This window comes from Leptospira licerasiae serovar Varillal str. VAR 010 (genome assembly GCF_000244755.1).
GTDB lineage: Bacteria > Spirochaetota > Leptospiria > Leptospirales > Leptospiraceae > Leptospira_B > Leptospira_B licerasiae.
Window position 1 is genome coordinate 14,497 of the sequence record NZ_AHOO02000012.1, and the last position, 22,806, is coordinate 37,302.

General features: G+C 41.9%; 17 protein-coding genes. 7 read left to right on the forward strand and 10 right to left on the reverse strand.

Annotated features, from left to right (window positions below; genetic code table 11):
* The first annotated feature begins 89 nt into the window (after positions 1 to 89).
* Positions 90 to 2,087: an ATP-dependent DNA helicase gene (locus tag LEP1GSC185_RS15010; RefSeq protein ID WP_008590092.1), complete on the forward strand. Its 1,998-nt coding sequence runs from the start codon at positions 90 to 92 to the stop codon at positions 2,085 to 2,087.
* Complete coding sequence (locus tag LEP1GSC185_RS15015; RefSeq protein WP_008590539.1) at positions 2,084 to 2,947, forward strand: hypothetical protein; 864 nt, start codon at positions 2,084 to 2,086, stop codon at positions 2,945 to 2,947. The genes LEP1GSC185_RS15010 and LEP1GSC185_RS15015 overlap by 4 nt, the downstream gene beginning before the upstream one ends.
* Here the strand turns inward: LEP1GSC185_RS15015 and LEP1GSC185_RS15020 are convergent.
* Both LEP1GSC185_RS15020 and asnS read right to left on the reverse strand, forming a co-directional pair.
* Complete coding sequence (locus LEP1GSC185_RS15020; protein ID WP_008591497.1) at positions 2,916 to 3,710, reverse strand: hypothetical protein; 795 nt, start codon at positions 3,708 to 3,710, stop codon at positions 2,916 to 2,918. The two genes, LEP1GSC185_RS15015 and LEP1GSC185_RS15020, sit on opposite strands and share 32 nt — an antisense overlap.
* Positions 3,711 to 3,860: 150 nt before the next feature.
* Positions 3,861 to 5,168 (reverse strand): asparagine--tRNA ligase, encoded by a 1,308-nt coding sequence (gene asnS, locus LEP1GSC185_RS15025; protein ID WP_008591779.1) that lies wholly within the window; start codon positions 5,166 to 5,168, stop codon positions 3,861 to 3,863.
* 80 nt (positions 5,169 to 5,248) lie between these two features.
* On the opposite strand from asnS, the gene folD reads away from it, so the two are divergent.
* The 5 genes from folD (at position 5,249) to LEP1GSC185_RS15050 (ending at position 10,585) form a co-directional block, all read left to right on the forward strand.
* Positions 5,249 to 6,103 (forward strand): bifunctional methylenetetrahydrofolate dehydrogenase/methenyltetrahydrofolate cyclohydrolase FolD, encoded by an 855-nt coding sequence (gene folD / locus LEP1GSC185_RS15030; protein ID WP_008590439.1) that lies wholly within the window; start codon positions 5,249 to 5,251, stop codon positions 6,101 to 6,103.
* Between the two features lie 16 nt (positions 6,104 to 6,119).
* Positions 6,120 to 7,085: an acetylxylan esterase gene (locus tag LEP1GSC185_RS15035; protein WP_008590654.1), complete on the forward strand. Its 966-nt coding sequence runs from the start codon at positions 6,120 to 6,122 to the stop codon at positions 7,083 to 7,085.
* Positions 7,082 to 8,491 carry a cysteine--tRNA ligase gene (gene cysS, locus LEP1GSC185_RS15040; protein ID WP_008589863.1) on the forward strand — a complete coding sequence of 470 codons (1,410 nt, stop codon included), beginning with the start codon at positions 7,082 to 7,084 and terminating at the stop codon, positions 8,489 to 8,491. Before LEP1GSC185_RS15035 ends, cysS begins: the two co-directional genes overlap by 4 nt.
* Positions 8,488 to 9,231: a 23S rRNA (guanosine(2251)-2'-O)-methyltransferase RlmB gene (rlmB, locus tag LEP1GSC185_RS15045; RefSeq protein WP_008591092.1), complete on the forward strand. Its 744-nt coding sequence runs from the start codon at positions 8,488 to 8,490 to the stop codon at positions 9,229 to 9,231. Before cysS ends, rlmB begins: the two co-directional genes overlap by 4 nt.
* A gap of 181 nt (positions 9,232 to 9,412) precedes the next feature.
* Entirely contained in the window at positions 9,413 to 10,585 is a 1,173-nt protein-coding gene (locus LEP1GSC185_RS15050) for an alpha/beta fold hydrolase (protein WP_008589943.1), read from the forward strand.
* Between the two features lie 201 nt (positions 10,586 to 10,786).
* On the opposite strand, the gene hisF is transcribed toward LEP1GSC185_RS15050, so the two are convergent.
* From hisF to mfd, 8 genes are read right to left on the reverse strand one after another with little or no spacing between them, the layout of a single operon-like run.
* A complete protein-coding gene (hisF, locus tag LEP1GSC185_RS15055; protein ID WP_008590106.1) occupies positions 10,787 to 11,554 on the reverse strand; it encodes an imidazole glycerol phosphate synthase subunit HisF in 768 nt (255 codons plus the stop codon).
* Positions 11,551 to 13,011 (reverse strand): Asp-tRNA(Asn)/Glu-tRNA(Gln) amidotransferase subunit GatA, encoded by a 1,461-nt coding sequence (gatA, locus tag LEP1GSC185_RS15060; RefSeq protein ID WP_008591526.1) that lies wholly within the window; start codon positions 13,009 to 13,011, stop codon positions 11,551 to 11,553. The genes hisF and gatA overlap by 4 nt, the downstream gene beginning before the upstream one ends.
* Positions 13,008 to 13,298 carry an Asp-tRNA(Asn)/Glu-tRNA(Gln) amidotransferase subunit GatC gene (gene gatC, locus LEP1GSC185_RS15065; protein WP_008591767.1) on the reverse strand — a complete coding sequence of 97 codons (291 nt, stop codon included), beginning with the start codon at positions 13,296 to 13,298 and terminating at the stop codon, positions 13,008 to 13,010. Before gatC ends, gatA begins: the two co-directional genes overlap by 4 nt.
* 22 nt (positions 13,299 to 13,320) lie before the next feature.
* Positions 13,321 to 14,736: an undecaprenyl-phosphate glucose phosphotransferase gene (locus tag LEP1GSC185_RS15070; RefSeq protein WP_008591322.1), complete on the reverse strand. Its 1,416-nt coding sequence runs from the start codon at positions 14,734 to 14,736 to the stop codon at positions 13,321 to 13,323.
* A 1-nt stretch (position 14,737) separates the two neighbouring features.
* Complete coding sequence (locus LEP1GSC185_RS15075) at positions 14,738 to 17,683, reverse strand: LPS-assembly protein LptD (protein WP_008591143.1); 2,946 nt, start codon at positions 17,681 to 17,683, stop codon at positions 14,738 to 14,740.
* 29 nt (positions 17,684 to 17,712) lie between these two features.
* Entirely contained in the window at positions 17,713 to 18,558 is an 846-nt protein-coding gene (locus tag LEP1GSC185_RS15080) for an undecaprenyl-diphosphate phosphatase (protein ID WP_008597089.1), read from the reverse strand.
* A gap of 21 nt (positions 18,559 to 18,579) precedes the next feature.
* The gene (locus LEP1GSC185_RS15085; RefSeq protein ID WP_008590882.1) at positions 18,580 to 19,314 is read right to left on the reverse strand and encodes a lipoprotein LipL31; all 735 of its coding nucleotides are present in this window, start codon (positions 19,312 to 19,314) and stop codon (positions 18,580 to 18,582) included.
* A gap of 50 nt (positions 19,315 to 19,364) precedes the next feature.
* Positions 19,365 to 22,802 carry a transcription-repair coupling factor gene (gene mfd, locus LEP1GSC185_RS15090; RefSeq protein WP_008590821.1) on the reverse strand — a complete coding sequence of 1,146 codons (3,438 nt, stop codon included), beginning with the start codon at positions 22,800 to 22,802 and terminating at the stop codon, positions 19,365 to 19,367.
* Between the last annotated feature and the right edge of the window lie 4 nt (positions 22,803 to 22,806).

Here is a 22,806-nt window from a genome sequence, read left to right on the forward strand (position 1 = left end):
ATAATCATGTGGGTTTCTTTAGGCTTAGTGACACTACTATCCTTATATTGTGTGATCAAACTTTTCCGGACCAGGGAAGCGTGAGTTCCTTGAGTAGAGTAGAAGAACAATTCAAAAAACTTTCCAAACTCTGGCCTGACTTCGAGTCCAGATCTGGTCAGATCCAAATGGCAAACAGTGTAGAACAAGCGTTTGCAAACTCTGAGCACCTGATAGTAGAAGCGGGAACCGGTGTGGGAAAATCATTGGCCTACCTAATCCCTGCAGCGATCAGCGCATTGGAAGGAGAAGAGATCGTAGTCATTTCTACGGAAACAAAAGCACTCCAAGACCAGCTCATTCGAAAAGACATCCCTCTTGTTTCCCAAATTTTGGGACAGGAAGTAAAAGCCGAGATCGCGATGGGAGCTTCCAACTACGTATGTAAAAGGAAATTGGGAAACGTTCTTACCCAAGGAACCTTCGGGCCTGAGATGATGGAACATTTGAATTCCTTTAAAGACTGGGTTTCCAATTCCGAATCAGGAAGAAGACAGGAATACGATGGTTACGCTTCTCCCGATTTTTGGTCCAAGGTAACCAGAGAAGCCGATTCCTGCTTAGGAAGAAGTTGCCCTAACTTCTCCCATTCTTTCTATTTTTTAGAAAGAGCCAAATGGCAAAAGTCGAACCTTCTGATCGTAAACCATTCTTTATTAGCGGCACATATTGCATCGGATTTTAATATTCTTCCCGACTTCAAAAAGATCGTAGTAGACGAGGCTCATAATTTTCCGGAAGTTTTAGGAAACGCATTCAGAATTGAATTATCTTCTTTGGAGATCCAAAAACTTTTACAAGGCGTTTGGAATTCCCAGAAAAAATCCGGCTTGGGAGCAAGACTCAATTCTCCTAAGATCAACGATCTTACAAATCTTGCTGGAGAAAAACTTTTTCTTTGTTTCAATAAGGTTGTTGGCGAACTTCCTCTCAACTTTTACGGTTCCCAACGGATCCGCAGGCCCCTAAAGATGGACGGTGGAGAATTAGAAGCAGCGTTAGATTCCCTCCAAGAGGCTCTTCTTATAGAATTAAAAAAATATTCCAAAGAAAGCGACGAGTTGGAAGAAAAAGAGATCGCGATGGAGATAGAAATGTCTTCCGGACGCATTGGACAAATCGCAGAAGGTTTACATCTTTTTAGAACGATGGACGAGGGAGAAAGAGTATATTGGGCGGATCCTCCTAACACTAAAACAAAGGAGATGTTTCCTAAACTTCTGACCCAACCTTTGAAATCCGAAACAATTCTACGAGAAGTGTTAGAACCCAGAACTGAAAGTATAGTATTTACTTCCGCAACACTTTCCACCAATAAGGGCGACCTAAGTTATTTTGCGGACCGGATCGGAAGATTGCCTTCTCGTTCCAAGTTAGTTGCTTCTCCTTTTCCTTATGAAAAGAACGCTCTACTCTTTTTGCCTAAAGATATTAAGGACGCGACTGAATCTGCGGAAAGAAATGCTGCGGATCTATCTCGTTATATCTTAAAATTGATAGAGCTGACAAAAGGCGGAGCATTCGTTCTTTTTACTTCTAACAAGTCCTTAAATGAAATTATAGAAACGATACGGCCTCTTACTGATCTGCCTGTGATCTCTCAATTGGAAATGGGACCGGAAGCCGCTAAGAACCGATTTTTAGCGGAAAAGAATGCTGTACTTTTCGGAGTATCTTCTTTCTGGCAGGGTGTGGACATAAGGGGAGATAAACTTAGATCGGTGATCCTGACTAAACTTCCTTTCCAACCTCCGAATGATCCGGTGCTCGAGGCGAGAAGCGAGAAGTTGAAAGAAAAAGGCGGAAATCCCTTCAAAGATCTACAGCTTCCTTATGCGACGACAGTCCTGAAACAAGGTTTTGGAAGGCTAATTCGTTCGGAGAAAGATACTGGGATTGTAAGTTTACTGGATTCACGTATTTGGACTAAGTCTTATGGAACGGATCTGATCAATTCACTTCCTCCTGCCAAAAGGATATCGGACTGGAATCAACTAAAATTAGAATATTCTAAACTTCCCAATTACTCTTCCGGAGAAGCGGTATGAAACCTAAAGCGCTTGTATTCTTCCTGATCTCTGGACTTTCACTTTTTGCTTGGGAGTCCAAGGACAAAACGGAAACGATCGTAAACTGGAGAACCGGAGAGATCAGCAAAACCGTCGATGTCAAACTTCCTAAGATCGCATTTCATCCGGACGATCCGGATTATAATAAGATCGGAACCGCAAAAAATATTACGGAAGCCAGAAATATCGCCAAGGAAACCGCAAAAGAAGAGATTAAGAAATACTTATATAGAAGTATGGAGAATCTAAAATTGGATTCCAATCTTCTTCTTCGCGAAAAAATAGCCCAGGACGAATCCTTTCGAGAAATTTTCCAAGAGATCTACGAGAAAGAACCGATCGAGATCCACAATCAGTTCAAGGGAAATCATTTGATCGCCACCGGAATTATTTCCTTAAAAGGGAAAAAAGGGATTCTATCTCATATCACCCTTCCCTATTCTTCCGAAAGTTTTCCGGAGGTGCACCCGATCCACAACCCAGCCGATTCTTATACCGGACTGATCGTAGATGCAAGACACTTAGAAGTATTACCCGCTTTATTTTCCGAGATCAGAGACGAGGACGGTATCGGGATCTATTCTCCTCTATTCGTCAAAAAAAGTTCCATAGTGAATTACGGATATATTCGTTATTTTTCGAAAGTACAAGACGCAATGAAAGAGGAAGTGTCAGGTTATAAACCACTTTTGACTACCGCTTTAGGTGTTTCCGGGAAATTGGGAGCGGATCTTGTGATCTCCAACGAGGATGCGGAGAAAATTTTGGCCTCCCCTAAATCCAGGGAGGCTCTTTTGAAAGGAAGGGTTATCGTGATTCTAGGGAAACCAGAGAAGTAAATACCTCTTCCGCCTTTTTGTAAGACTCGGAGAATAGATACGCATATCCTAAATCTAAGAGTTCGGTTCTAGAAAGTTCTTTTTTTCGAGCTTCATACTTAGGGATATTTTTGATCCTATCCGAATATTCGGTCACTTTATCTTCGAAGGAAGGGATCTCGCCTGCACCGGGAAGTTTTTCCAGGATATTACAAGCTTCTTCGAATTTTCCTATATGAACAAAACATAATCCTAAAGCAGCCAGAACATCTCTGTCTTCTTTTAGACTTTCAGAATTTTCTTTGAATACTTTTAGAGCTTCTTCGAATTTTCTTAAGTGATATAGGGAGAAAAATTCTAATTTGGAAAAATATCCGTCCGACCAAAGTGCCTTGTATCTTTGGATCAGATCCACGCATGCTTTGTGGGCTCCCACTTCTTCGCATGCCTTGATCCCAGTGGTCAAAATAGAATATGATACCAGGCTGGAAGATGCCTTAAAGTATTCGTGAAATAATACTGCTGCCTCTTTTGCATTTCCTTTGGCTCTATGCAAATATGCACCAAGCAAAGGTGTCAGGACCGTTTTTCCTTCTAAAGGAAAATTATTGGCAGTATTCGTTTCCGTTTCGAATTCGCAAACCGCTCTTAAATGATTTAAGAAAACGTTTTTCGGATTCTTCTCCGCTAGTTTAGATACTTCCTCGTAAGCTCCTGTCTCAAAGAGTTCCCATGCGGACTCTTCCAAGGAAAGCTGTGTGGAAAGGGCGGAACTTTTAGCCATACGATACCTCTATTTTTGGTATCGGTAGGATCCGGATTTTTTAGCTGATTTTTTTCACGCAGAGGCATATAGACGCCGAGAGTTTTTAAATAGTACTAAAGGCATAAAAAGCGCTTTCTTTGCGCCTTTGCAGCTCTGCGTGAAATCGTTTTAAGGGTACAATCTTTCCATCATGCGGGGGAATGGGATACATTCTCGAACATGTTGTAATCCGCAGATCCAAGCGATCAGTCTTTCCGTCCCAAGGCCGAATCCTGAATGTGGAACCGACCCGTATTTTCTGAGTTCCAGATACCATTCGTAGGATTCTACAGGTAGGTTTTCTTCCTGGAGTCTTTTAGTTATATTTTCGTAACTCTCTTCCCTTTCGGAACCGCCTATAATCTCCCCCACTCCGTCCGGAGCGATCAAGTCCGCATTGAGTACGGTTCTAGGATCCTCCGGGTTGACCTTCATATAGAACGCTTTTGCTTCTCTAGGATATTTTTGAATAAAAACAGGTCCGCCGAATTTTTGGCAAAGCATCTGTTCTCTTTCCGAATTGATATCGTCTCCCCAAGTTATATCCTCTCCCTGGGACTGTAGGTATTCCAAAGCTTCTTTGTAATCTATAAGAGCAAACGGTTTAGAGATATAATCCAATAAAGGTGCAGGATCTCTTTCTAACACTTTTAGTTCAGGCAAACAAGCGGAAACAGTTTCTTTGATGACAGTTTTTACAAAATTTTCCTGTAATTTTAGATTTTCTGCATGTGTTAAAAATGCAGTTTCCGCTTCTACCATCCAGAATTCCGTTAAGTGTCTTCTGGTCTTACTCTTCTCCGCCCTGAATGTTGGACCGTAACAGTAAACCTTATTATGAGCGAATATCGCGGTTTCCAAGTATAATTGTCCTGTTTGGGCAAGGTAGGCATTCCCAAGATCGAAATATTCGGTAGAGAATAATGTTCCTGCAGATTCTCCGATGGAACCTGTTAAGATAGGAGTATCTATCAAAGTAAATTGATTGTTATGGAAATATTTTCGGATCTGATAGGAAAGTTCACTTCTTACCTTAATGATCGCAAGCTGCTTACTGGAACGTAACCATAAATGCCTTTGGGAAAGTAAGAAGTCTATTCCATGTTCTTTGGGTGTGATCGGATAATTGTCCGAATCTCCCACCTTCTTGAAAGAAGAAAGTACCAGTTCGAATCCTATTGGAGACTTTTCATTCTCCACTAATTTACCAATTACCTCGACGGAAGTTTCCTGCTTTAAGTGTTTGATCTCGGAGAATAGGTCTTCTCCTAAAATTTCCTTTTCAGCGAGAACCTGAAGTATCTTTCCGGAATTTCTCAGACTTAAAAATTGTCTGGCGTTAGATCCTCTCAAACCGTGGACCCAACCTTGGATACGTACGGTCTGGTTTACATGTTCCGGCAAACGATTTAGGTCAATGGTAGAAACTTCGGACATGATCCTATTTTAGGCATTCTATCCGACTGAAAAGAATTATTTTCGGATGACATCGGGACCGGAAGCTAAATCCTGAACCCATGACTGCGATTTTACTGGATGGCAAAAAACTTTCCCAAAAGATAAAAGATTCGATCGCCGAAGAGATCAAAACTCTCACGGCTTCCGGAAAAAAGCCCCCGAAACTCGCAACGATACTAGTCGGGAGCGATCCTGCCTCCGCCACGTACGTGAATATGAAAGTCAAGTCCTGCCACGCAGTGGGAATGATCTCCGAAAAAATCGAACTTCCCGAAACTACTACAACCCAGGAATTACTCGCAGTCATTGATCGCCTTAACGCGGATCCGGATACTCACGGAATCCTTCTACAACATCCAACCCCGCCCCAGATAGACGAAAGAGCTGCGTTCGACCGTATCGATTTGAAGAAGGATGTGGACGGAGTTACTACATTATCCTTCGGAAAATTGTCCATGGGAGTGGAAACCTATCTTCCCTGCACTCCGTATGGTATGGTCCTTCTACTAAAAGAATACGGTATCGACCCAGCGGGCAAAAGAGCTGTGGTTGTAGGACGTTCTCCTATTTTGGGAAAACCTATGGCAATGCTTCTCACCGAAATGAACGCGACTGTTACTCTATGTCATTCCAGAACCCAAAATCTAGCTGAAATCGTTTCTCAGGCTGATATCGTAGTGGGTGCTGTTGGTAAGCCTGAATTTATTAAAGCCGACTGGATCAAACCTGGCGCGGTATTATTAGATGCCGGCTATAATGTAGGGAACGTAGGAGATATCGAAATTTCCAAGGCTTGGGAAAAATCCTCCTATTACACTCCTGTTCCGGGTGGTGTAGGACCTATGACGATTTCTGTCCTTCTTCTACAGACATTGTATTCCGCAAAAGATCACTTTACACCCCCGTTGAAATGAAAACGATGTATCTCTGATGGCTATCAGTTTCGACGAGTGCTTCCAGACTTATCCTCCGTTCTCACCTCCCGCGGATTTGGACGATTTTTGGGCGGAGTCGATCCGAGAACTCAAAGGTTTTCCGGTTAAAAATCAAACCAAGGCCCTGCTCAAAGGGACCATTTTAAAAGAAACCATCTACGATATTTCTTTTCAATCTTATGGAAACGCAACTCTTACTGGCAGTTTGGTGATCCCAAGAAAAAGAGGAGATCTTCCTGTTTTAGTCTATTTCCACGATTACGCAAAAGATAGACCTCAGATCATCAAAGGCCTGACGGAGGCCGGGATCGCGCAACTTATCCTGGACCTAAGAGGTCACGGCACTCAGCTAATCCGACCGGTCTTAAAAGAGGGAGAAATTCCTGATCCGGATTGGACTCCCGGATATTATAGAAAAGGATTGGAATCTAAGGAATCCTTCTTCTTAAAATCGAATTATTTGGATGTTATCCGCACGATCGAATTTTTAAGACTCACCGACGGGATTGACGGAGATAAGATCATCCTGGCCGGAAAAGGGATCGGAGCCTCCATGGCTTTATTCGGCGCAGCAAATTCCCCTAGAGTCAAAGCGCTTATATTAGAAACTCCTAATTTTTGCCATGTGGATGATACCCAACTGAAGTTGGGGACAAGTTGGTCCAAAGAAATTTCGGAACAGATTGCCAATGCAAAATCCAAAAAAGCTCAGGTAAAAAAGAATCTTTCTTATTTTGATAGTTTGAATTTTTCCAAAAAGATCAAAATCCCAACTCTAGTTTCGGTCGGAATGGAAGACAAGGTTTCTCACCCTAAATCAGTATTCGCATTATTCAATCACTTAGTCTGCGATAAAAGAATGCAGGTGTATCCTACGGAAGGGAATGAGGCCGGTATAGCTGGAGACAAACAAAATCTGGCCAATTTGGAATTCGCGAAAGAGATCCTGTTCCCTGAATGAAAGAAATCCGTTTCCATAATTCTCTCAGCGGAATCAAAGAAGTATTCCGTCCGGAGTTTCCAGACAGAGTCCGAGTATATTCCTGTGGGCCTACTGTTTACAACTTTGCACATTTAGGGAATTTACGCGCATTCTTATTCGTGGATTTGCTTAGACGTGTGCTCGTCGCATTCGGCTATAAGCCGGATATGACCATGAATATCACCGATATAGACGATAAGATCATCCGAGAATCGTTAGCCCAAGGTAAGAACATCAGGGAATTTACGGAGCCTTGGGTAAAAGCATTTCAAGAAGATTTAGAATCCCTGAATATTCAAAAACTAGAACATTATCCTAGGGCGACGGATTCTATTCCATCCATGGTGGAGATTATAAAACATCTAAAAAGCCGCGGCTTGGTATATGAAAAAGACGGAAGTTTATATTATTCGATCTCAAAATTCAAAAATTACGGGAAACTTTCCAAGATCGATATAAGCGGAATGAAAACCGGAACCCGGTACGATACCGACGAATACGACAAAGATGATGTTCGAGATTTCGTTCTTTGGAAATTTCCAAAACAGGACGGGGAACCTTCTTGGGAAACTGAAATCGGTTCAGGAAGACCTGGGTGGCATTTGGAATGTTCCGCAATGGTGCGTGATGTCTACGGTTCCGGAGTGGATATCCATACCGGAGGTGTGGACCTAACCTTCCCTCATCATGAAAATGAGATCGCTCAAAGCGAAGGTGCCTATCCGGAAGAATCCTTCGTAAAATATTGGCTACATTCGGAACATCTGCTCGTAAACGGAGAAAAGATGGCCAAGTCTAAGGGAAACTTTTTTACCCTTAGAGATTTGATAAAAGAAGGAGTAGAACCTCGTAATATTAGGTTTCTTCTGCTCTCCGCACATTATAGAAGCAAATTAAACTTCACAAAAGAAAGATTAGAAGAAGCAGCACAATCGGTTGCCAAGATACAAAATTGTATCAATCGACTATTGGAAGAATTATCGAAATTCGGAAAAACGTTCCAACCTCAAACGAACGTAGAAGTAGCGACTTGGGACGAATTTTTGGATAGCCTAGCCGATGATCTGAACATTTCCAAATTTTTAGCGTCCGTTTTTGAATTGGTGAAAGATTCCAACCAATACCTGGATCAGAATGCTCCGGACGAAAATGAGATCGTCAAAAGATTGGATTTGTTTTATAAAATAGATTCAATCTTAGGGGTTTTGACTTTTGAAAAAAAAGTCGAAGTTTTAGACTCCGAAATCGACGAACTTGTGAGACAAAGACAAGAGGCTCGTAAAAACAAAAATTTTGCGGAAGCAGACAGACTCAGAGATAAACTGAACGAATTAGGAATTATACTCGAAGATACCAAAGAAGGTCTTCGCTGGAAAAGAAAATGAGCCGCCAGGATTATATCTACGGAAGAAGAAATATCCGAGAAATTCTGGAACGACATCTCGAAAAAGGTTCAGAACTTTCTTTCCAAGAAATTTGGCTGACTTCCGGGGCTAAAAAAGAATTACACGAAATTCTCTCCGAATTAGAAGACAAACTTCTGATCAAAGAAGCTTCCCCCAGCAAGTTAGACAAAATGGCTCCAGGCGTAAATCACCAGGGCGTACTTGCACTTAGAATACAGCTCCATTCAGGAGACAAAAAATCATTCGACTCTCATCTGGAAAATTGTAAAGGTCCAATTCTCGTTTTGGACCGCATCCAAGATCCGGGTAACTTAGGGAATATTTTAAGAACCGCGGAATGTTTCGGAGTAGAAACGGTCCTCATTCCAGAAAGAGATTCCTCGGGAATCACTCCCACAGTGGAAAAAGTTGCCTCAGGTGCACTCGCTTATCTGAACGTTTTTAAAGTCGGTAACCTGGCGCAAGTATTAGAAAAACTGCAAAAACGAAATTTCTGGGTGGTATCCACTTCCGACAAAGGTACAGAAGATTGGTCGAAAATTCCCGCTTGGGAGGAGCTTGTGATCCTTATGGGAAATGAAGGAGAAGGTCTAAAAAGGATCCTAATGGAAAAATCGGATTTTACGGTTCGGATTCCACTTCATGGTCATATCTCCTCCCTAAATGTGACAGTCGCCACAGGGATCGTACTGGATCGTTTGAAAAACCGACCGAAGTAAATTCTATTCAAACATTTATTTCCTTTTTGTTACGATATTAATGAACATCTACCATCAAATTCTAGCTTGCGGTTTTTGACGATCGGCCCCAAACTTTCTATAACATGTAGTTAGTTTGTTACTTTGTAGGAATTCCTACATAACACTTCATGCGACTTTGAATAGTATTGGGTCTTTTAATATGAAAAGATTTTTATCTTTCCAAACTCTGTTTTTATTTTTCACACTTCTATCTTTTGGAAATTGCGATTATCTGGAAGATCGGATCACTCCTTCCAATAGCAAATCAACAGCGGAAAAAATTAAGGATTATATAATCTCGGCTTATTTTGCGGAGCAGAACCATGCTTTATATAAATTTTCTACAGTGATCCCGAACCTACAACCTGAAAATCTTTCTCCTTTGTATTTCCAAGATCCTTATTTCCAAAGAGATAATAGACCCAAGATTGTATTCATCCACGGTTGGGATTTTGCAGAAAGACAAACGGACCCGCCCACAGATTTTAATAGAAAAGTGGCAAACCTACTTGGAACCTGGAACCAGGGACTTTCCTTTGTTACTGACAATGCAACTCCGCCAAGCAGCTACACTGGAAGTGTATATGATAATTTTGAAATATACGTTTTTACCTATAGGACTTCCGATTATATAGAAGTAAATGGAAGAAGATTCATAGATTCCTTAAATGCGGCATTCAATTCTTCCGACAAAGTGGTAGTGGTAGCTCATTCCATGGGAGGATTGGTCTCTAGAGCTGCAATCCAACACGCAAATAATACTGAAAATGTAATAGATCATATAGTCAGTTTAGGAACTCCCTATTACGGATCTCCCTACTCTTCTCCCCAATACACCGGAGATCTGACCGCAATCGGGACAATCATCAAGTTTATGACGGATACTCCCGGAGGACAAGGACTTGCCTATACAAACGGGATCAGTTCCGGAGTGACTGCAATTTCCCCTACTATAGTGGATGGGACCAACCAGGCATTTAACTTCTTTTTAGAAAGTATGATCGCAAAGACTTCCGAGGACTCGATTACTACTGTTTACGGAGGAGACATGGGGTCTGGGGATTGTGGAGATACTGACCATGCTACCACATATCGAGCTGCCTGTTTGGTAATTACAGGCGGAAACCCAGTGTTCGCCAATTCAGACGGAATTGTACCTTTGGCCTCTGCTCTCTTGAATGGACGAGCAGGAGCACAGCATACTGTTACAAATATGGATCATTCTCAAATGTCTTTTAGAAATGAAGGTGGAACAGGTGCAGGACTTACTTCAGTAAAAACGCATTTTAATAATGTGTTCAATGAAGTATTTACAATCGTAAGCGGGCTGTAGTAGACGACTTAAATTTTTTCGGTGTTGGAATTCCAACGAGTGCGGATGCGAGCGGCCCCCACCCTAATTTTGGGTGGTGGGGAGTGGCCCGTGGGAGTTCGCCTCGCCTGTCCTATATCAGAAAATTCTTAAACTAGCAAGCTGGATTTATATATCCAACAAAAGGAATGTGGATTCCGAATTCCGGTATATCTACTTTCCTTATAATCTTACCTTAATCCCCATTTCTCGCATATTTTCTTTGGTTTCTCTGATGGTGAATTCCCCAAAATGAAAAATAGATGCTGCGAGCACCGCATCAGCTTTCCCTCTCAGAATCGCTTCTACCATATGTTCCGGATTTCCGGCGCCACCGCTTGCAATAATAGGAATTTCTAAATTAGAAGAAAATGATTTAAGAAGTTGGATATCGAAACCTTTTTTGGTTCCGTCGCGATCCATAGAGGTAAGTAAAATTTCTCCTGCTCCTCTTTCTTGGGCTTCCTTTCCCCAATCCAATGCATCTCTTCCGGTTTCAGTCCGTCCACCATGAAGGAAGACTTCGTATCTTTGTCTATCAGGATGGAATTTCACATCCACAGCACATACGATACATTGAGAACCGTAAATTTCCGCAGCGGCACGAAGAAGGTCCGGATTTTGAAATGCGGCGGTATTGATAGAGACCTTATCTGCTCCCTTCTCCAAAACCGCTTTTACATCGTCTAAGTTACGAATTCCCCCGCCAACAGTAAATGGTATAAATATCCGTTCTGCGACTGCTTCCACCAAATGTATGAGGATATCTCTTTTATCACTGGATGCCGTGATATCCAAAAAACATAACTCGTCCGCGAGATTTTTCTCGTAAACCACAGCAGACTCCACGGGATCTCCCGCATCCACAAGATTTACGAAATTCACTCCTTTGACTACTCTGCCGTCTTTGATGTCCAGGCAGGGAATAATTCTCGCGGCAAGCTCGCTCATTTGATTGTTTCGGGCAGTTCTACCTTAGAAGCCCAGTCAGAGATCATTTTAGCAAAACCGAATATCTTATCTTCGTGTAAAGCTGGAGCGGTAATCTGTAAACCGATCGGAAGTCCTTTAGAATCTTTTCCGATCGGAACAGACATCGCAGGAACTCCGGCCAAATTTACTGAAGTAGTAAGAATATCAGCCTTATACATTTGGATCGGATCTGAAGTTTTTTCTCCCACCTTAAACGCAGTTGTAGGAGAAGTAGGCTGTAGGATAAGATCCACTTTAGAAAAATAACTTTCGTATTCTTTTTTGATCAGAACTCTCGCTTTCTGCGCTCTTCCATAATACGCGTCGTAATATCCGGCAGATAAGGAGAATGTTCCGAGTAAGATCCTTCTTTGGACTTCCTTCCCGAAACCTTCACTTCTACTAGTTACGTATAGATCGTCCAGTTTGCCGCTTGGATCTTTTCTTTGTCCGAAACGGATCCCGTCGAATCTGGAAAGATTGGAAGAGCATTCTGCAGTAGCGATGATATAGTAGATCGGAATAGAATTGGAAAGAAGAGAAAAATCCAGGTCTATCAGTTGAGCGCCTTTGGACTCCAACTCCGCTAAAAGAGACTCGTATGCCTTTGCAACATCCGGCTCTATCTCGGAGGTCATCTTCATCTTACCTATTTTCAAACCTTTCCAAGGAAGTTCCTTTACTTTAGAAGGATCGAATGCAGGAATATTTTTAGAAGTAGCGTCTCTCTGGTCCTTTCCGGAAATCACAGAGTACACATCGATGATCCCGTCTATATCCTTGGACAATGGACCGATCTGATCCAAGCTGGAAGCATAAGCAACGAGCCCATATCTGGAAACCGTTCCATACGTTGGCTTTAAACCATAGATCCCGCAAAGAGATGCAGGCTGTCTAACGGATCCACCTGTGTCTGAACCCAATGCAACAGGAACAAAAGAAGCAGCAACTGCGGCCGCAGATCCTCCGGAAGATCCACCTGGAATTCTATCCGTATCGAAAGGATTTTTTGTGACTTGGTATGCGGAATTCTCCGTAGAAGAACCCATTGCAAACTCGTCCATATTCGCTCTTGGGATGAGAACAAAACCTTTTGCTAAAAGTTTTTCGATCGCCGTCGCGTGAAATGGAGAACGGTAGTTTTCCAGAATTTTAGAAGCACAAGAAGTTATAGTATTCTCTATACAGATATTGTCCTTCACACCGATCGGGATTCCATCGAATTCGGAGAGAGGTTTTCCTGATTTTCTTCTTTCTGTACTTTCGATTGCTGCCTTTAGAATACTTTCTTTTTCCCAAGAAAGGAATGCTTTAATTTTGGAGTCTTCCGCTTCTATACGAGAGATCAAAGACTCGATCAATTCGAGAGGGGTAAATTGGCCGGAATTTAAGCCTTTTTTAATATCAGAATATTTTAATTTCCATAATTCTTTCATGTTTCGATCACCTTCGGAACTACGAAGTATCCGTTTTGGAAACTAGGAGCGAAAGATTCTATCTGAGAACGACTTAAACCTTCGGTTGCCTTGTCCGCACGAAGTGAATTTCCTTCGTTCGGGTATAAGTCCTCGTCTGATACGGAACTCACATTTAACTCAGTGATCGTATCCACATAATTCAGGACCTTATTAAAATCCGTAAGGAAGTTTTGGATATCCTTAGGATCTATTTTGAGCCTAGATAACTCTGCGATTTTTTGAAGGGATTCTTCGTTTAGGTTCACGGCCTTCGTTCTCCTTTTTCCCTTAATAGGCGTTCTTATCCATTACACCCTTTAAAGGTGTAAGTAGGATGATTTTAATATCCAACCAAAGAGACCAATTTTCTATATAGTAGATATCCGCATCTATCCTATCGTCGATAGAAGTGTCGCCTCTAAGACCCTTGACTTGAGCAAGACCGGTGATCCCAGCCTTGACCGCATGCCTTCTCATATAATGTCTATGATCCGTTTTGAATTTTTCGACAAAATGAGGTCTTTCGGGCCTTGGACCCACTACGGACATATCTCCTAAAAGCACATTAAAAAACTGAGGTATTTCGTCAAGGGAGGTCTTACGGAGGATCTTACCAATCCCGGTAACTCTAGGATCATTTTGGACCGTCCATGTGGTCTCCGACTGTGACCTGGTTTGAACAACCATACTCCTGAACTTGATCATCTTGAAACTTTTATTGTCCAAGCCCACTCTTTCCTGATAATAGAAAACAGGTCCCCTAGAGGTTAATTTGATAAGAAGTGCAATGATCAAAAACACGGGTGAAAAAAGAATAATAAAGAAAAGTGAAAATAGAATATCAAAACTTCTTTTGATCACCCGATTATAACCCAGACGGACCGGAATGTTTCTGATGGAAATTACGGGAAGGCCGTCCATCTCATCCACTCTTCCTTTCGCCTTGATAAACTCTTGGAAACCTGGGATTACTTTTAAGTCTATACCTTCCGTATCGCATGCATCCAAAACGGCTTCTAGACAATCCCCTTCCGCGTTATTCAACGCATAAACAACCAAGTCGGGTTTAATCTCAGAAAGGACCTTTTCTATTTTGTCCGTCTTCCCCAAAAGTTGCATATCCTTGCGGATCGCCTTACTATTTCCGGAACTTACGTAACCTATGATCTGGTATCCGTAGATCTGGTGTCTTTGGACCGAGTCGGCAAAACGGGCAGCGGTCTCTCTTGTTCCGATCACGAGCACCCTACGTAAGTTATATCCTTTGCTTCTAAGATATCTTAAAAATTGGCGGGCAAGAAGATGGAGAAGCCCGATCGAGAAAATATTAGTTACTGCGAAAACTAATATAAAAGAACGAGAAAATCTTTCGCTTCCGAAATCGCCTCGGAAGAAGAATAACATGGATAATACGAATAATAAGTTTAAGAACACTCCTCCGAAGATCGCAAGGAACTCGTCCAAAAAGGACAATCCTCTTCTGGGATGATATAGATCTATAAATAGGAAAACGATTACTTGCGAAATGGAAAGAACGGAACCTAATATAAAATAACTTTCCAGATCGATATAGGATCTATCTATTCCTGTTGGATCTCCTACATAGAAACGAAGGAGGAAAGCGAACACACAACTTCCCAAGGAGAAGATCAAGTCCAAGAATACGAACAATAGTTTAAAAGTCTGGCTTCTTTCTTTCAGCATATTATTCCGACTCGACTCCTTCCGTATAACCTGCCTTAAGAGGGCGTTTTCTAAATCTAAACAGACGTATCCTGGAAAGTTGGGAAGAATCTTCTTGGCCCAAACTGAAATCCGTTAAAGATATGGAGAAAAATATGGACTGATCATAAAAAGTCACCTGACTTGCTCCGGTAGTTCCCCCAGGTACTGATCTAAGGTCACTACTTAGACCTAATCTGAAATTCATAGTATGAAGATTATATTTTAAAACCGCCATCGCACGGTTGACATTCAAAGCGGTCGTCTGTCTGGCTTGAGTCCCATTAATCCCGGATCCGTTGATAATATCCTGACCTAAATTCGTAGGGTTCATATTCATGGAAGTGAATGGAGAAGTTGGATCCGTATTCAAGATATACCTTTGGTAATAATAATTGTCGGTTTGATTCGTATATCTCCAAGGTTCCGTTACCCTGGAATCGATCTCCGCCTCAAACCCGAACTCCCTAGTAATGTCAATACTTGCCTTAGCATATATCCTATAATTGTCCATCATAGAAGCATAATATATATGATACCAAGTTCCGCCTACTTCCAGCTCGCGGATATATCTTAAAAAAGGAAGTCTGAATCCCCCCATCTTATAAGACAGAGTGAAGTTATTGGACAAAGGACGATGCAAAGGTGTATGATATACAAAATCGTTATTGAAGAATAGTCCGTTATAAAAGCTTCTTTTTCGTTCCAGGAGGGTTCTCTTTCTTTTGCTGAATCCTTCCAAAAAGTCTATATAACCCGCAAAACGAAAAACAGTATAATACCATCGTTCCTGACTGGTCGGTTGAGGCTGGTATTCGTCGGAAAAATTCCTAAGATCTCGGATGGTTTTAAGAGAGATCTCGAAATTCTCCAGAGCGTAACTTTCCAATGAAAGTTCCAACTCATGCTGGCGATTTTTCATGAGAATTGGATCTTGTAAGTCAGGCTTTTCAGCTTCTAACTTACGATAAGTAGTATTGAAAAATAATATCGGAGCCCCGATCCTTAAATTGGTATTCGTTCTGAAATATTGATAACTATCCCTGGCCAAACTTCTTTCCAAAGAAGTGAAGTTAGTGTTAACTGTATCCGAATTTCCGGCTGGCAATTGAGCGGATTGTTTTTTAGCTCCATAATATGCGCTCGGAGCCAAGGACACGTAACTTCCAAAATTCATCGAAGTCCTAAATCCTGTCTCTCCCTGTAGGAAGTTCTGGGTCCTGAGAAGATTTTCCTTATAATCCCCGTTAGGATTATCATAACTTCCATCTGAAGTCGGTATTTTCAATTTTTCCTGGGTGGGAACCCCGTAAAATCTCATCAACGTATTCGTTAAATACACATCCCAATACACCGGAGTTTCGAAATGAGGAAGCCGTGCTATCTCGGAACTGTTCTTAATCGTAACGGAAGGAAGAACGTCGACTGTAGGAAAATAACCGGACTTAGTCAAAGGAGAAAGGTTATAGAAGAGCATATTTCTCTTCATATTGATATTGACCGAAAGATCTCCCCTATTCTCGGTATAATCCAATTTCCACTCTAAGTTATTACGAACATACCCGTAACGAACATCCCTGAACGTATATAACGACTGTAAACTATTGCTCGGTTGGTATCGATTCCCGTATTCATACTCGAACAAACGGTTCGTAAAATTCTCATACTGAACGGATAAATTTCGGGTAACGTCCTTTTCCGTATTGTTCATTTTAGAATTTAAGAATATTCTACCTTTCCACCAAGGATCCCTATCTTCTCCGATATTAGGGATATTTGTTCCCCAATAATTTCCCTTATCCACTTGGTTAGTGACCGCACTCGTTCCGAGACCGTAATTGGCAAATCTATCCTCGAAACCGGAAGTGATCTGGTAGGCCTTATGATTCGCGTAACCTATATCTATCAAATAATTTAGGTTAGCACTTTGCCTCCACATTTCCATTTGGAAGGCTTGTCCCGTTTTTTCGTAAAAGTCCGCACGGAACTTATAACCCATCGGGGTCCAAGAAAAAGTTGGGATCGTGGACCATTGCAACGAGTTTTGGATAAATAGACCTTGAGTATTGTTCTTACCGGCTTGGGTGGTCCAACCGTTCCCTAAATTATTATTATAAAAGAACGGAAGCCAAAATACTGTTGTACCTCCAACCTGGAATCTAACGTTAGTTCCGACAACAGTTCTATCTTGATAAAGCACCACCTTATCCACCTTGAAAGAATAATGTGGTTTCTCCGCATTACATGATGTGAAGTATCCCATCTCCAACATGTAACGTTTATCATCTAATTTTTTAACCTTCTCGCCGAAGAAATACGCGGGAGCGACGGTTCCCTTGGTATTATAGACCACACCTTTATCCAATCTATAGTCGTAGATGAATTTATCCCCTGTGATCTTCGCTCTTCCGTCCTCGAATTTGATCCCACCTTCCGCATACACTTCTTGGCGGTCAGAATCCACTGAAATTGTCTCAGCTTCCAGACTTCCTGATCTAAGTTTAATACGGACTCTACCCCTTAAGACCAAAACCCCACCTTTGGTCTGATCCACTCTCATGAGCTCACCTTCGGCGGCGTTTTCAATTACCATGGGCAGATCTTTTTTTGATGTTCCGGCTAACGCTGCGAAGTCAGGCTTATTATCTTCCTTCTCGCCTAATGCGGCTTTTAATCGTTTACGTCTGGTGTATATGGAACCTTCCCTGGAAAGACCCAGGTTTTCCAGCTGCTCATCCACTTCTCTTTCGCTAAGTACTTCGATGGATTTGTTTAAAAGGCGGTTTCTGGTCTTAACAACAGACCTTTGGGTATCGTCTTCCGAGTTCGTATCCCCAGCAGAACCCCTAGGGCCTAGATCGACCGGTTGCCCCCAAAGCAGACTAGGCAAAAAAAGTAAAAATAGACAATTTCGGATCCAGGGGCGCATTCCGATCTAAGCCACACTATTGTGTCGGGTCAGCCCTGCATCACTAATTTGTAGAATAGTAGCACTGAGATCCCAAGAAGTATCCGGTACCAGCCGAACCCGGTAAAGGAATGGGTCCGTAAATATCTCAGAAACCATTTGATAACGAAAAAACAAAGTAAGAAAGAAAGGACAAAACCCAAACTTAAGATCGGTAAATTCTCCCAATTTAACACTGCCCTATGTTTGAATAGTTTATAACCTCCGGCCAGAAATAGAACTGGGACTGCAACAAAGAATGAAAACTCTGCGGAACTTTTGGTGTCCTTTCCTAAAAACCGTGCAGTGACGATAGTCGCACCCGATCTAGAGACCCCAGGGATCAAAGCTAAACATTGGAAGATCCCTATAATAATCGCATCCTTTATACCAATAGGTTCGCTTGTTTTGATCTTCTCTCTTCTTTGAAACCAGAACTCGGAAAGTAAGATCAAAAGCCCGCCCACAAACCAGGCCCATCCTAAGATCGCCAAAATGTCTCCTCTGGATTTGATCTTATCTAAAAATCCTCTGAACAAGAATCCTGCCACCATGATAGGCAAGAATCCGATCGTCACTCTGGTTAAAAAAAGGAATCCTTCCCGGCTCTCTTCCTTACGGAGAAGGTAACATAGAGCGGACTTTCCCTGCTCCAGGAACTTTGCTCGGTAAAGAACAAGTACCGAAAGGATCGCTCCGCTCTGGATGAATATATCGAATAAGTCGTCGAAATCCGCTCCTTCCGAAAACGGATAGAAAGAGGAAAATAAGAAAAGGTGTCCTGTGGAGGACACCGGTAAGAATTCCGTAATCGCTTCAATTACGCTACGGAAGATTGCGTTTAGATATGAATTCAAATCGTTGAAAAAATTCTTTTTTTACTTAGTAGCTTCAGGCGCCGGCGTATTAGCTTCCGGTGCCTTGGTCTCTTCAGCCTTAGGAGCCTCTTCCTTGCTCAATTCAGGAAAGCTGAACTCTTTATCTAGATATTTTTCAAGATCAAACTTATCGTTATGTTTGATAGCGACAGTTTCTTTAATTCTATCCAGAACAGATTTATAAACTTCTTCAGATTTTCTTCCTTTAATCTGAGCTCTTGCAGCATCGTAACATTGTTCCAAAGTTAAGGACTCAGCTTGTTTGTATTTAGCGCGGAGTTCCTGGCAACCTTGGTTCAATTCCTGCTCGGTGATCTTAATTCTAGATTCGATCTGCTCAGCGATATACATTCCGTAGATCAATTGCATTTCTTGGAACTTTAAGATTTCTTTAATATCTGATCTTTTGCTAAAACCGCTCTTATCCGCAGCAGCTTTAACTACCATCATCTCATGATAACGATCGAAAAACTTTCTTTTTCTAAACTCGTTTCTGAGTTGGAGAAAGCTTTGAGGAACTTTGCTTTCTTCTTCGGTTAAAAATTTAATAACATTCTTTTTTTCGATGTTCTGAGTGCGGCTTAGAGTATCCAAAGCGGTGTCAAAAGCGCTTTCAAAACCCGCAGTAGTGATCTTATTACCGTCGATGGACTCGATAACCGGAGTCCCGTCTCCGCAATATGCGAAAGAGAAAAAAGATAAAAGTAAAGTGAGGGAGAAATATAGCCGTTTCATCTGTGTTGGAATTCCTACGCAAAAAATAGGAGAACCGGGCCTGGCGTCCATTACTTTTTGTCGGGTAACATTTCCGTTAAGAAGTACACAAGTTTCACAAGTTTGTCTTTTTGGTTGGCTTTCCCGGGAGCATATAAAAGAACATTCGGTTCTCTTGGATTCATGGTAAGACCCATCCGAGCGGAAATCAAGTTTACGATTTTGTCATAACTGCCTAAGAAATGAGTTCCTAATTTAAGGCGGATTTCCTCCCCTAACTCGGATACGGATTCGAAACCCAAAGCGGAAGCCAGGGTCCTGATCTTTTCCAACATTAAGAAAGTTTTTGCTTCTTCCGGAGGTTCTCCGAAACGGTCCGTCATCTCTCGAGTGACTTCTTCTATTTCGTCCAGGTCTCTTGCGCCTTCAAATCGTTTATAAAATTCTATCTTCTGTCTTGTATCCGGTATATAAGATTCGGGAATGAAGAAGTTAGAATCCAAATTGATAGCGGTCCGTACTTCAATTTTGACTTCTTCTCCTTTGATCCTTGCGATCGCTTCTTCCAACATCTGCACATACAGATCGAAGCCCACTTCCATGATGTCTCCGGATTGTTCCTTTCCTAAAAGATTTCCGGCTCCTCTGATCTCCAAGTCTCTCATCGCAACCTTGAATCCGGAACCGAGTTCTTGGTATTCGTAGATAGTATTCAGACGTTTTTCCGCATCCTCGGTCACTACTCTGTCTTTAGGGAGAAGAAGGTAGGCAAACGCTTTTCGGTCGCTTCTCCCCACTCTGCCTCGGATCTGGTAAAGCTGAGAAAGACCGAATAGGTCGGCTCTTTTTACGATCAAAGTATTCACATTCGGAATATCTATCCCGGATTCAATGATTGTAGTGGTCACAAGAATATCGAATTTACGCGCATAAAAATCCACTAGAGTTTCTTCGATCTCGTCCTCGGTCATCTGTCCATGAAGAACTCCAATGGCAGCCTCAGGCACGATCTCGTTCAATCTTTTGGTCTCTTGTTCAATAGATTCTACTCTATTATAAAGGTAGAATACTTGTCCTTCCCTCGCAAGCTCGGTGCGGATCGCATCTCTTAGTACCTCTTCATCCTCTTCGATCACGTATGTTTCCACACTTTGTCTATTCTTAGGAGGAGTAGCGATGATAGAAAGTTCCCTGATCCCCGTTAAAGCCATATGAAGAGTCCTGGGAATCGGAGTCGCTGTCAGAGTCAGAACATCCACAAGATTTTTGATCTTCTTAATGGATTCCTTATGGTTTACTCCGAATCTTTGCTCTTCGTCTATAATCAGAAGTCCTAGATTTTTAGGTTGGACTGAATTCGCCAAAACAGCGTGAGTTCCTATGAGCATATCCACTTTTCCGGAAGCAAAACGTTTCAGAACGTCACGGGTCTCAGCAGCGGTCCTGAGACGAGAGACGAGTTCGACCGTAATCGGATAATTCTCGAATCTCTTTTTCATATTATTATAATGTTGTAAAGCAAGGATAGTTGTAGGGGCAAGCATTAGGATCTGCTTACCGGCCATCGCAACCTTAAACGCAGCGCGGATCGCTACTTCCGTCTTTCCGTAACCGACATCCCCGCAAATAAGACGATCCATAGGTCTAGGAGATTCCAGATCTTTTTTGACTGCCTCTATCGCTTCTATCTGATCGGGAGTTTCCTCATATTCGAATTCCGCCTCGAACTCTTCCTGATAAATTGTGTCGGGAGGAAAGGCATATCCTTGAAGTTTGATACGATTGGAATACATATGCACCAGATCTTCCGCAAGACCTTCGACTGCCTTTTGGACTCTATCCTTCGTCTTTTTCCAGGTACTTTTCCCAAGACTGTCTAATCTTGGCCTTTCCGTTCCACCAACGAATCTTTGGACTAAAGAAATTTGGTCCAAAGGAACAAATAACGTGTCACCGCCGTAATATTCTAATTTTAGAAAGTCCCTTTCTTTTCCACCCGCGTTTACTCTTTCTATTTTGAGGAATTTTCCAACTCCGTGGTTTACGTGGACCACGAAGTCACCTTCCTTTAGGTCCAGGAAACTTTGGATTGCCTTGCTACTTTGTTTTTTGAACCTTGTCTTACGTTTGTATTCTCTTCCGAAAACGTCGTTCTCGGATAAGAACATAAGCTTTTCTTCTTCCCAAAGAAAACCGTTACGTATTTCGGAAACCGCTAAATATACTTCTTCTTTGGATTTGTTAGGAATAAGAATAGGTTCCGGTTCAGTTGCTTCCGGATTTAATAAACGAATTCCCTCCGATTCAAAAAGCCCTAAAAGTCTTTGGGTCTGAGCCTCAAAAGAAGAAGTAAGAATGATCCTCCATCCACCTTCCGCTTTTAATTCACCGAGCTTTTCCCTAACTTCTCTGATTTTTCCTTTGAAAGAAGGAGCCTGATGCAAAGGACAAACCAGATCTTCCGATTTACTTGGAGGAAGCTGTGTAAATTTGATACCGAGCCCATTCTCTAAAATTTCTGATTCTTCCTTGTCTCTTAAAAGGAAAGAAGGAGGAGCACATAACACCTCTTTACTTCTTTTTTCATACAGTGCGTCGTATTCTCTTAATAGATGAGAATATCTTTCTTTTGCACCATTCGGGTCAGGAAAGATCAATCCAGGCTTAGATTTAAAAAAAGATAATATTCCCTTATTCTCCCGGACCATCGGAATGAGTTCTTCGTAGTAAGTCCCACCCGCATCGTCGGGGATCTCGGGTAAATGAAGGGACTTATCCGCGTTTGCGATTAAATTTCGGTATGCATCCTTTTGTGAGTCCGTCAGTATAAATTCATCTGCGGGAAGTAAAAAAGCTTCTTCCAAATTTTCTAAAGATCTTTGTGTTTCCGGATCGAATGTGCGGATGGATTCCACTTCGTCCCCGAAAAAATCGATACGGATCGGATCGGCGGAAAAGGAGGAAAATACGTCTAAGATCCCGCCCTTCAAGCTGAACTCGCCGAATGCCTGGCACATATCCACTCTGTGATAGCCCAGGCGAACAAGTTCTCTCATTAAATTTTCAGGTTGGATCTCCTGTCCTATTTTTACGGACAAAGATCTTTCCTTTAATGCGGAAGCTTCCGGAAGAGTTTTCAAAAACCCGGAAACGGATGTAAATACCAGGACTTTCTCTCCAGATAAAATACGTGCAAGAGCCTGGATCCTCTCTCTTTTCATCTCCGCCGGATAACGCATATACTCGTACGGTAAAACTTCCTGACCAGGAAGATAACAAACCAGATCCGGATCCAAATAACTCAAGGACTCTCTATATAAAAACTCGGATTCAGTATTCGTAGGAGATATTACTATTTTAGAATTTTTCTGCGACTGGAACAGAACTGAGGAAAGAAGAGAATGAACGGAGTTTGGAACCGAAGAAATTTTAGAATTCTCTTTTGCAGAAGATAAAAGATCTTCTAAAGGTCTTTTCCAATCGGATTGAGTGGAAACGGACTTAGCCATACTA

Excerpts from the sequence above, each read along its gene's own strand:
- LEP1GSC185_RS15085 (WP_008590882.1), bottom strand. The coding sequence starts at position 19,314 with ATGAAACGGCTATATTTCTCCCTCACTTTACTTTTATCTTTTTTCTCT.
- gatA (WP_008591526.1), bottom strand. The coding sequence starts at position 13,011 with ATGAAAGAATTATGGAAATTAAAATATTCTGATATTAAAAAAGGCTTA.
- cysS (WP_008589863.1), top strand. The coding sequence starts at position 7,082 with ATGAAAGAAATCCGTTTCCATAATTCTCTCAGCGGAATCAAAGAAGTA.
- hisF (WP_008590106.1), bottom strand. The coding sequence starts at position 11,554 with ATGAGCGAGCTTGCCGCGAGAATTATTCCCTGCCTGGACATCAAAGAC.
- LEP1GSC185_RS15015 (WP_008590539.1), top strand. The coding sequence starts at position 2,084 with ATGAAACCTAAAGCGCTTGTATTCTTCCTGATCTCTGGACTTTCACTT.
- mfd (WP_008590821.1), bottom strand. The coding sequence starts at position 22,802 with ATGGCTAAGTCCGTTTCCACTCAATCCGATTGGAAAAGACCTTTAGAA.
- LEP1GSC185_RS15075 (WP_008591143.1), bottom strand. The coding sequence starts at position 17,683 with ATGCGCCCCTGGATCCGAAATTGTCTATTTTTACTTTTTTTGCCTAGT.
- folD (WP_008590439.1), top strand. The coding sequence starts at position 5,249 with ATGACTGCGATTTTACTGGATGGCAAAAAACTTTCCCAAAAGATAAAA.
- rlmB (WP_008591092.1), top strand. The coding sequence starts at position 8,488 with ATGAGCCGCCAGGATTATATCTACGGAAGAAGAAATATCCGAGAAATT.
- LEP1GSC185_RS15020 (WP_008591497.1), bottom strand. The coding sequence starts at position 3,710 with ATGGCTAAAAGTTCCGCCCTTTCCACACAGCTTTCCTTGGAAGAGTCC.
- LEP1GSC185_RS15035 (WP_008590654.1), top strand. The coding sequence starts at position 6,120 with ATGGCTATCAGTTTCGACGAGTGCTTCCAGACTTATCCTCCGTTCTCA.
- LEP1GSC185_RS15050 (WP_008589943.1), top strand. The coding sequence starts at position 9,413 with ATGAAAAGATTTTTATCTTTCCAAACTCTGTTTTTATTTTTCACACTT.
- asnS (WP_008591779.1), bottom strand. The coding sequence starts at position 5,168 with ATGTCCGAAGTTTCTACCATTGACCTAAATCGTTTGCCGGAACATGTA.
- LEP1GSC185_RS15070 (WP_008591322.1), bottom strand. The coding sequence starts at position 14,736 with ATGCTGAAAGAAAGAAGCCAGACTTTTAAACTATTGTTCGTATTCTTG.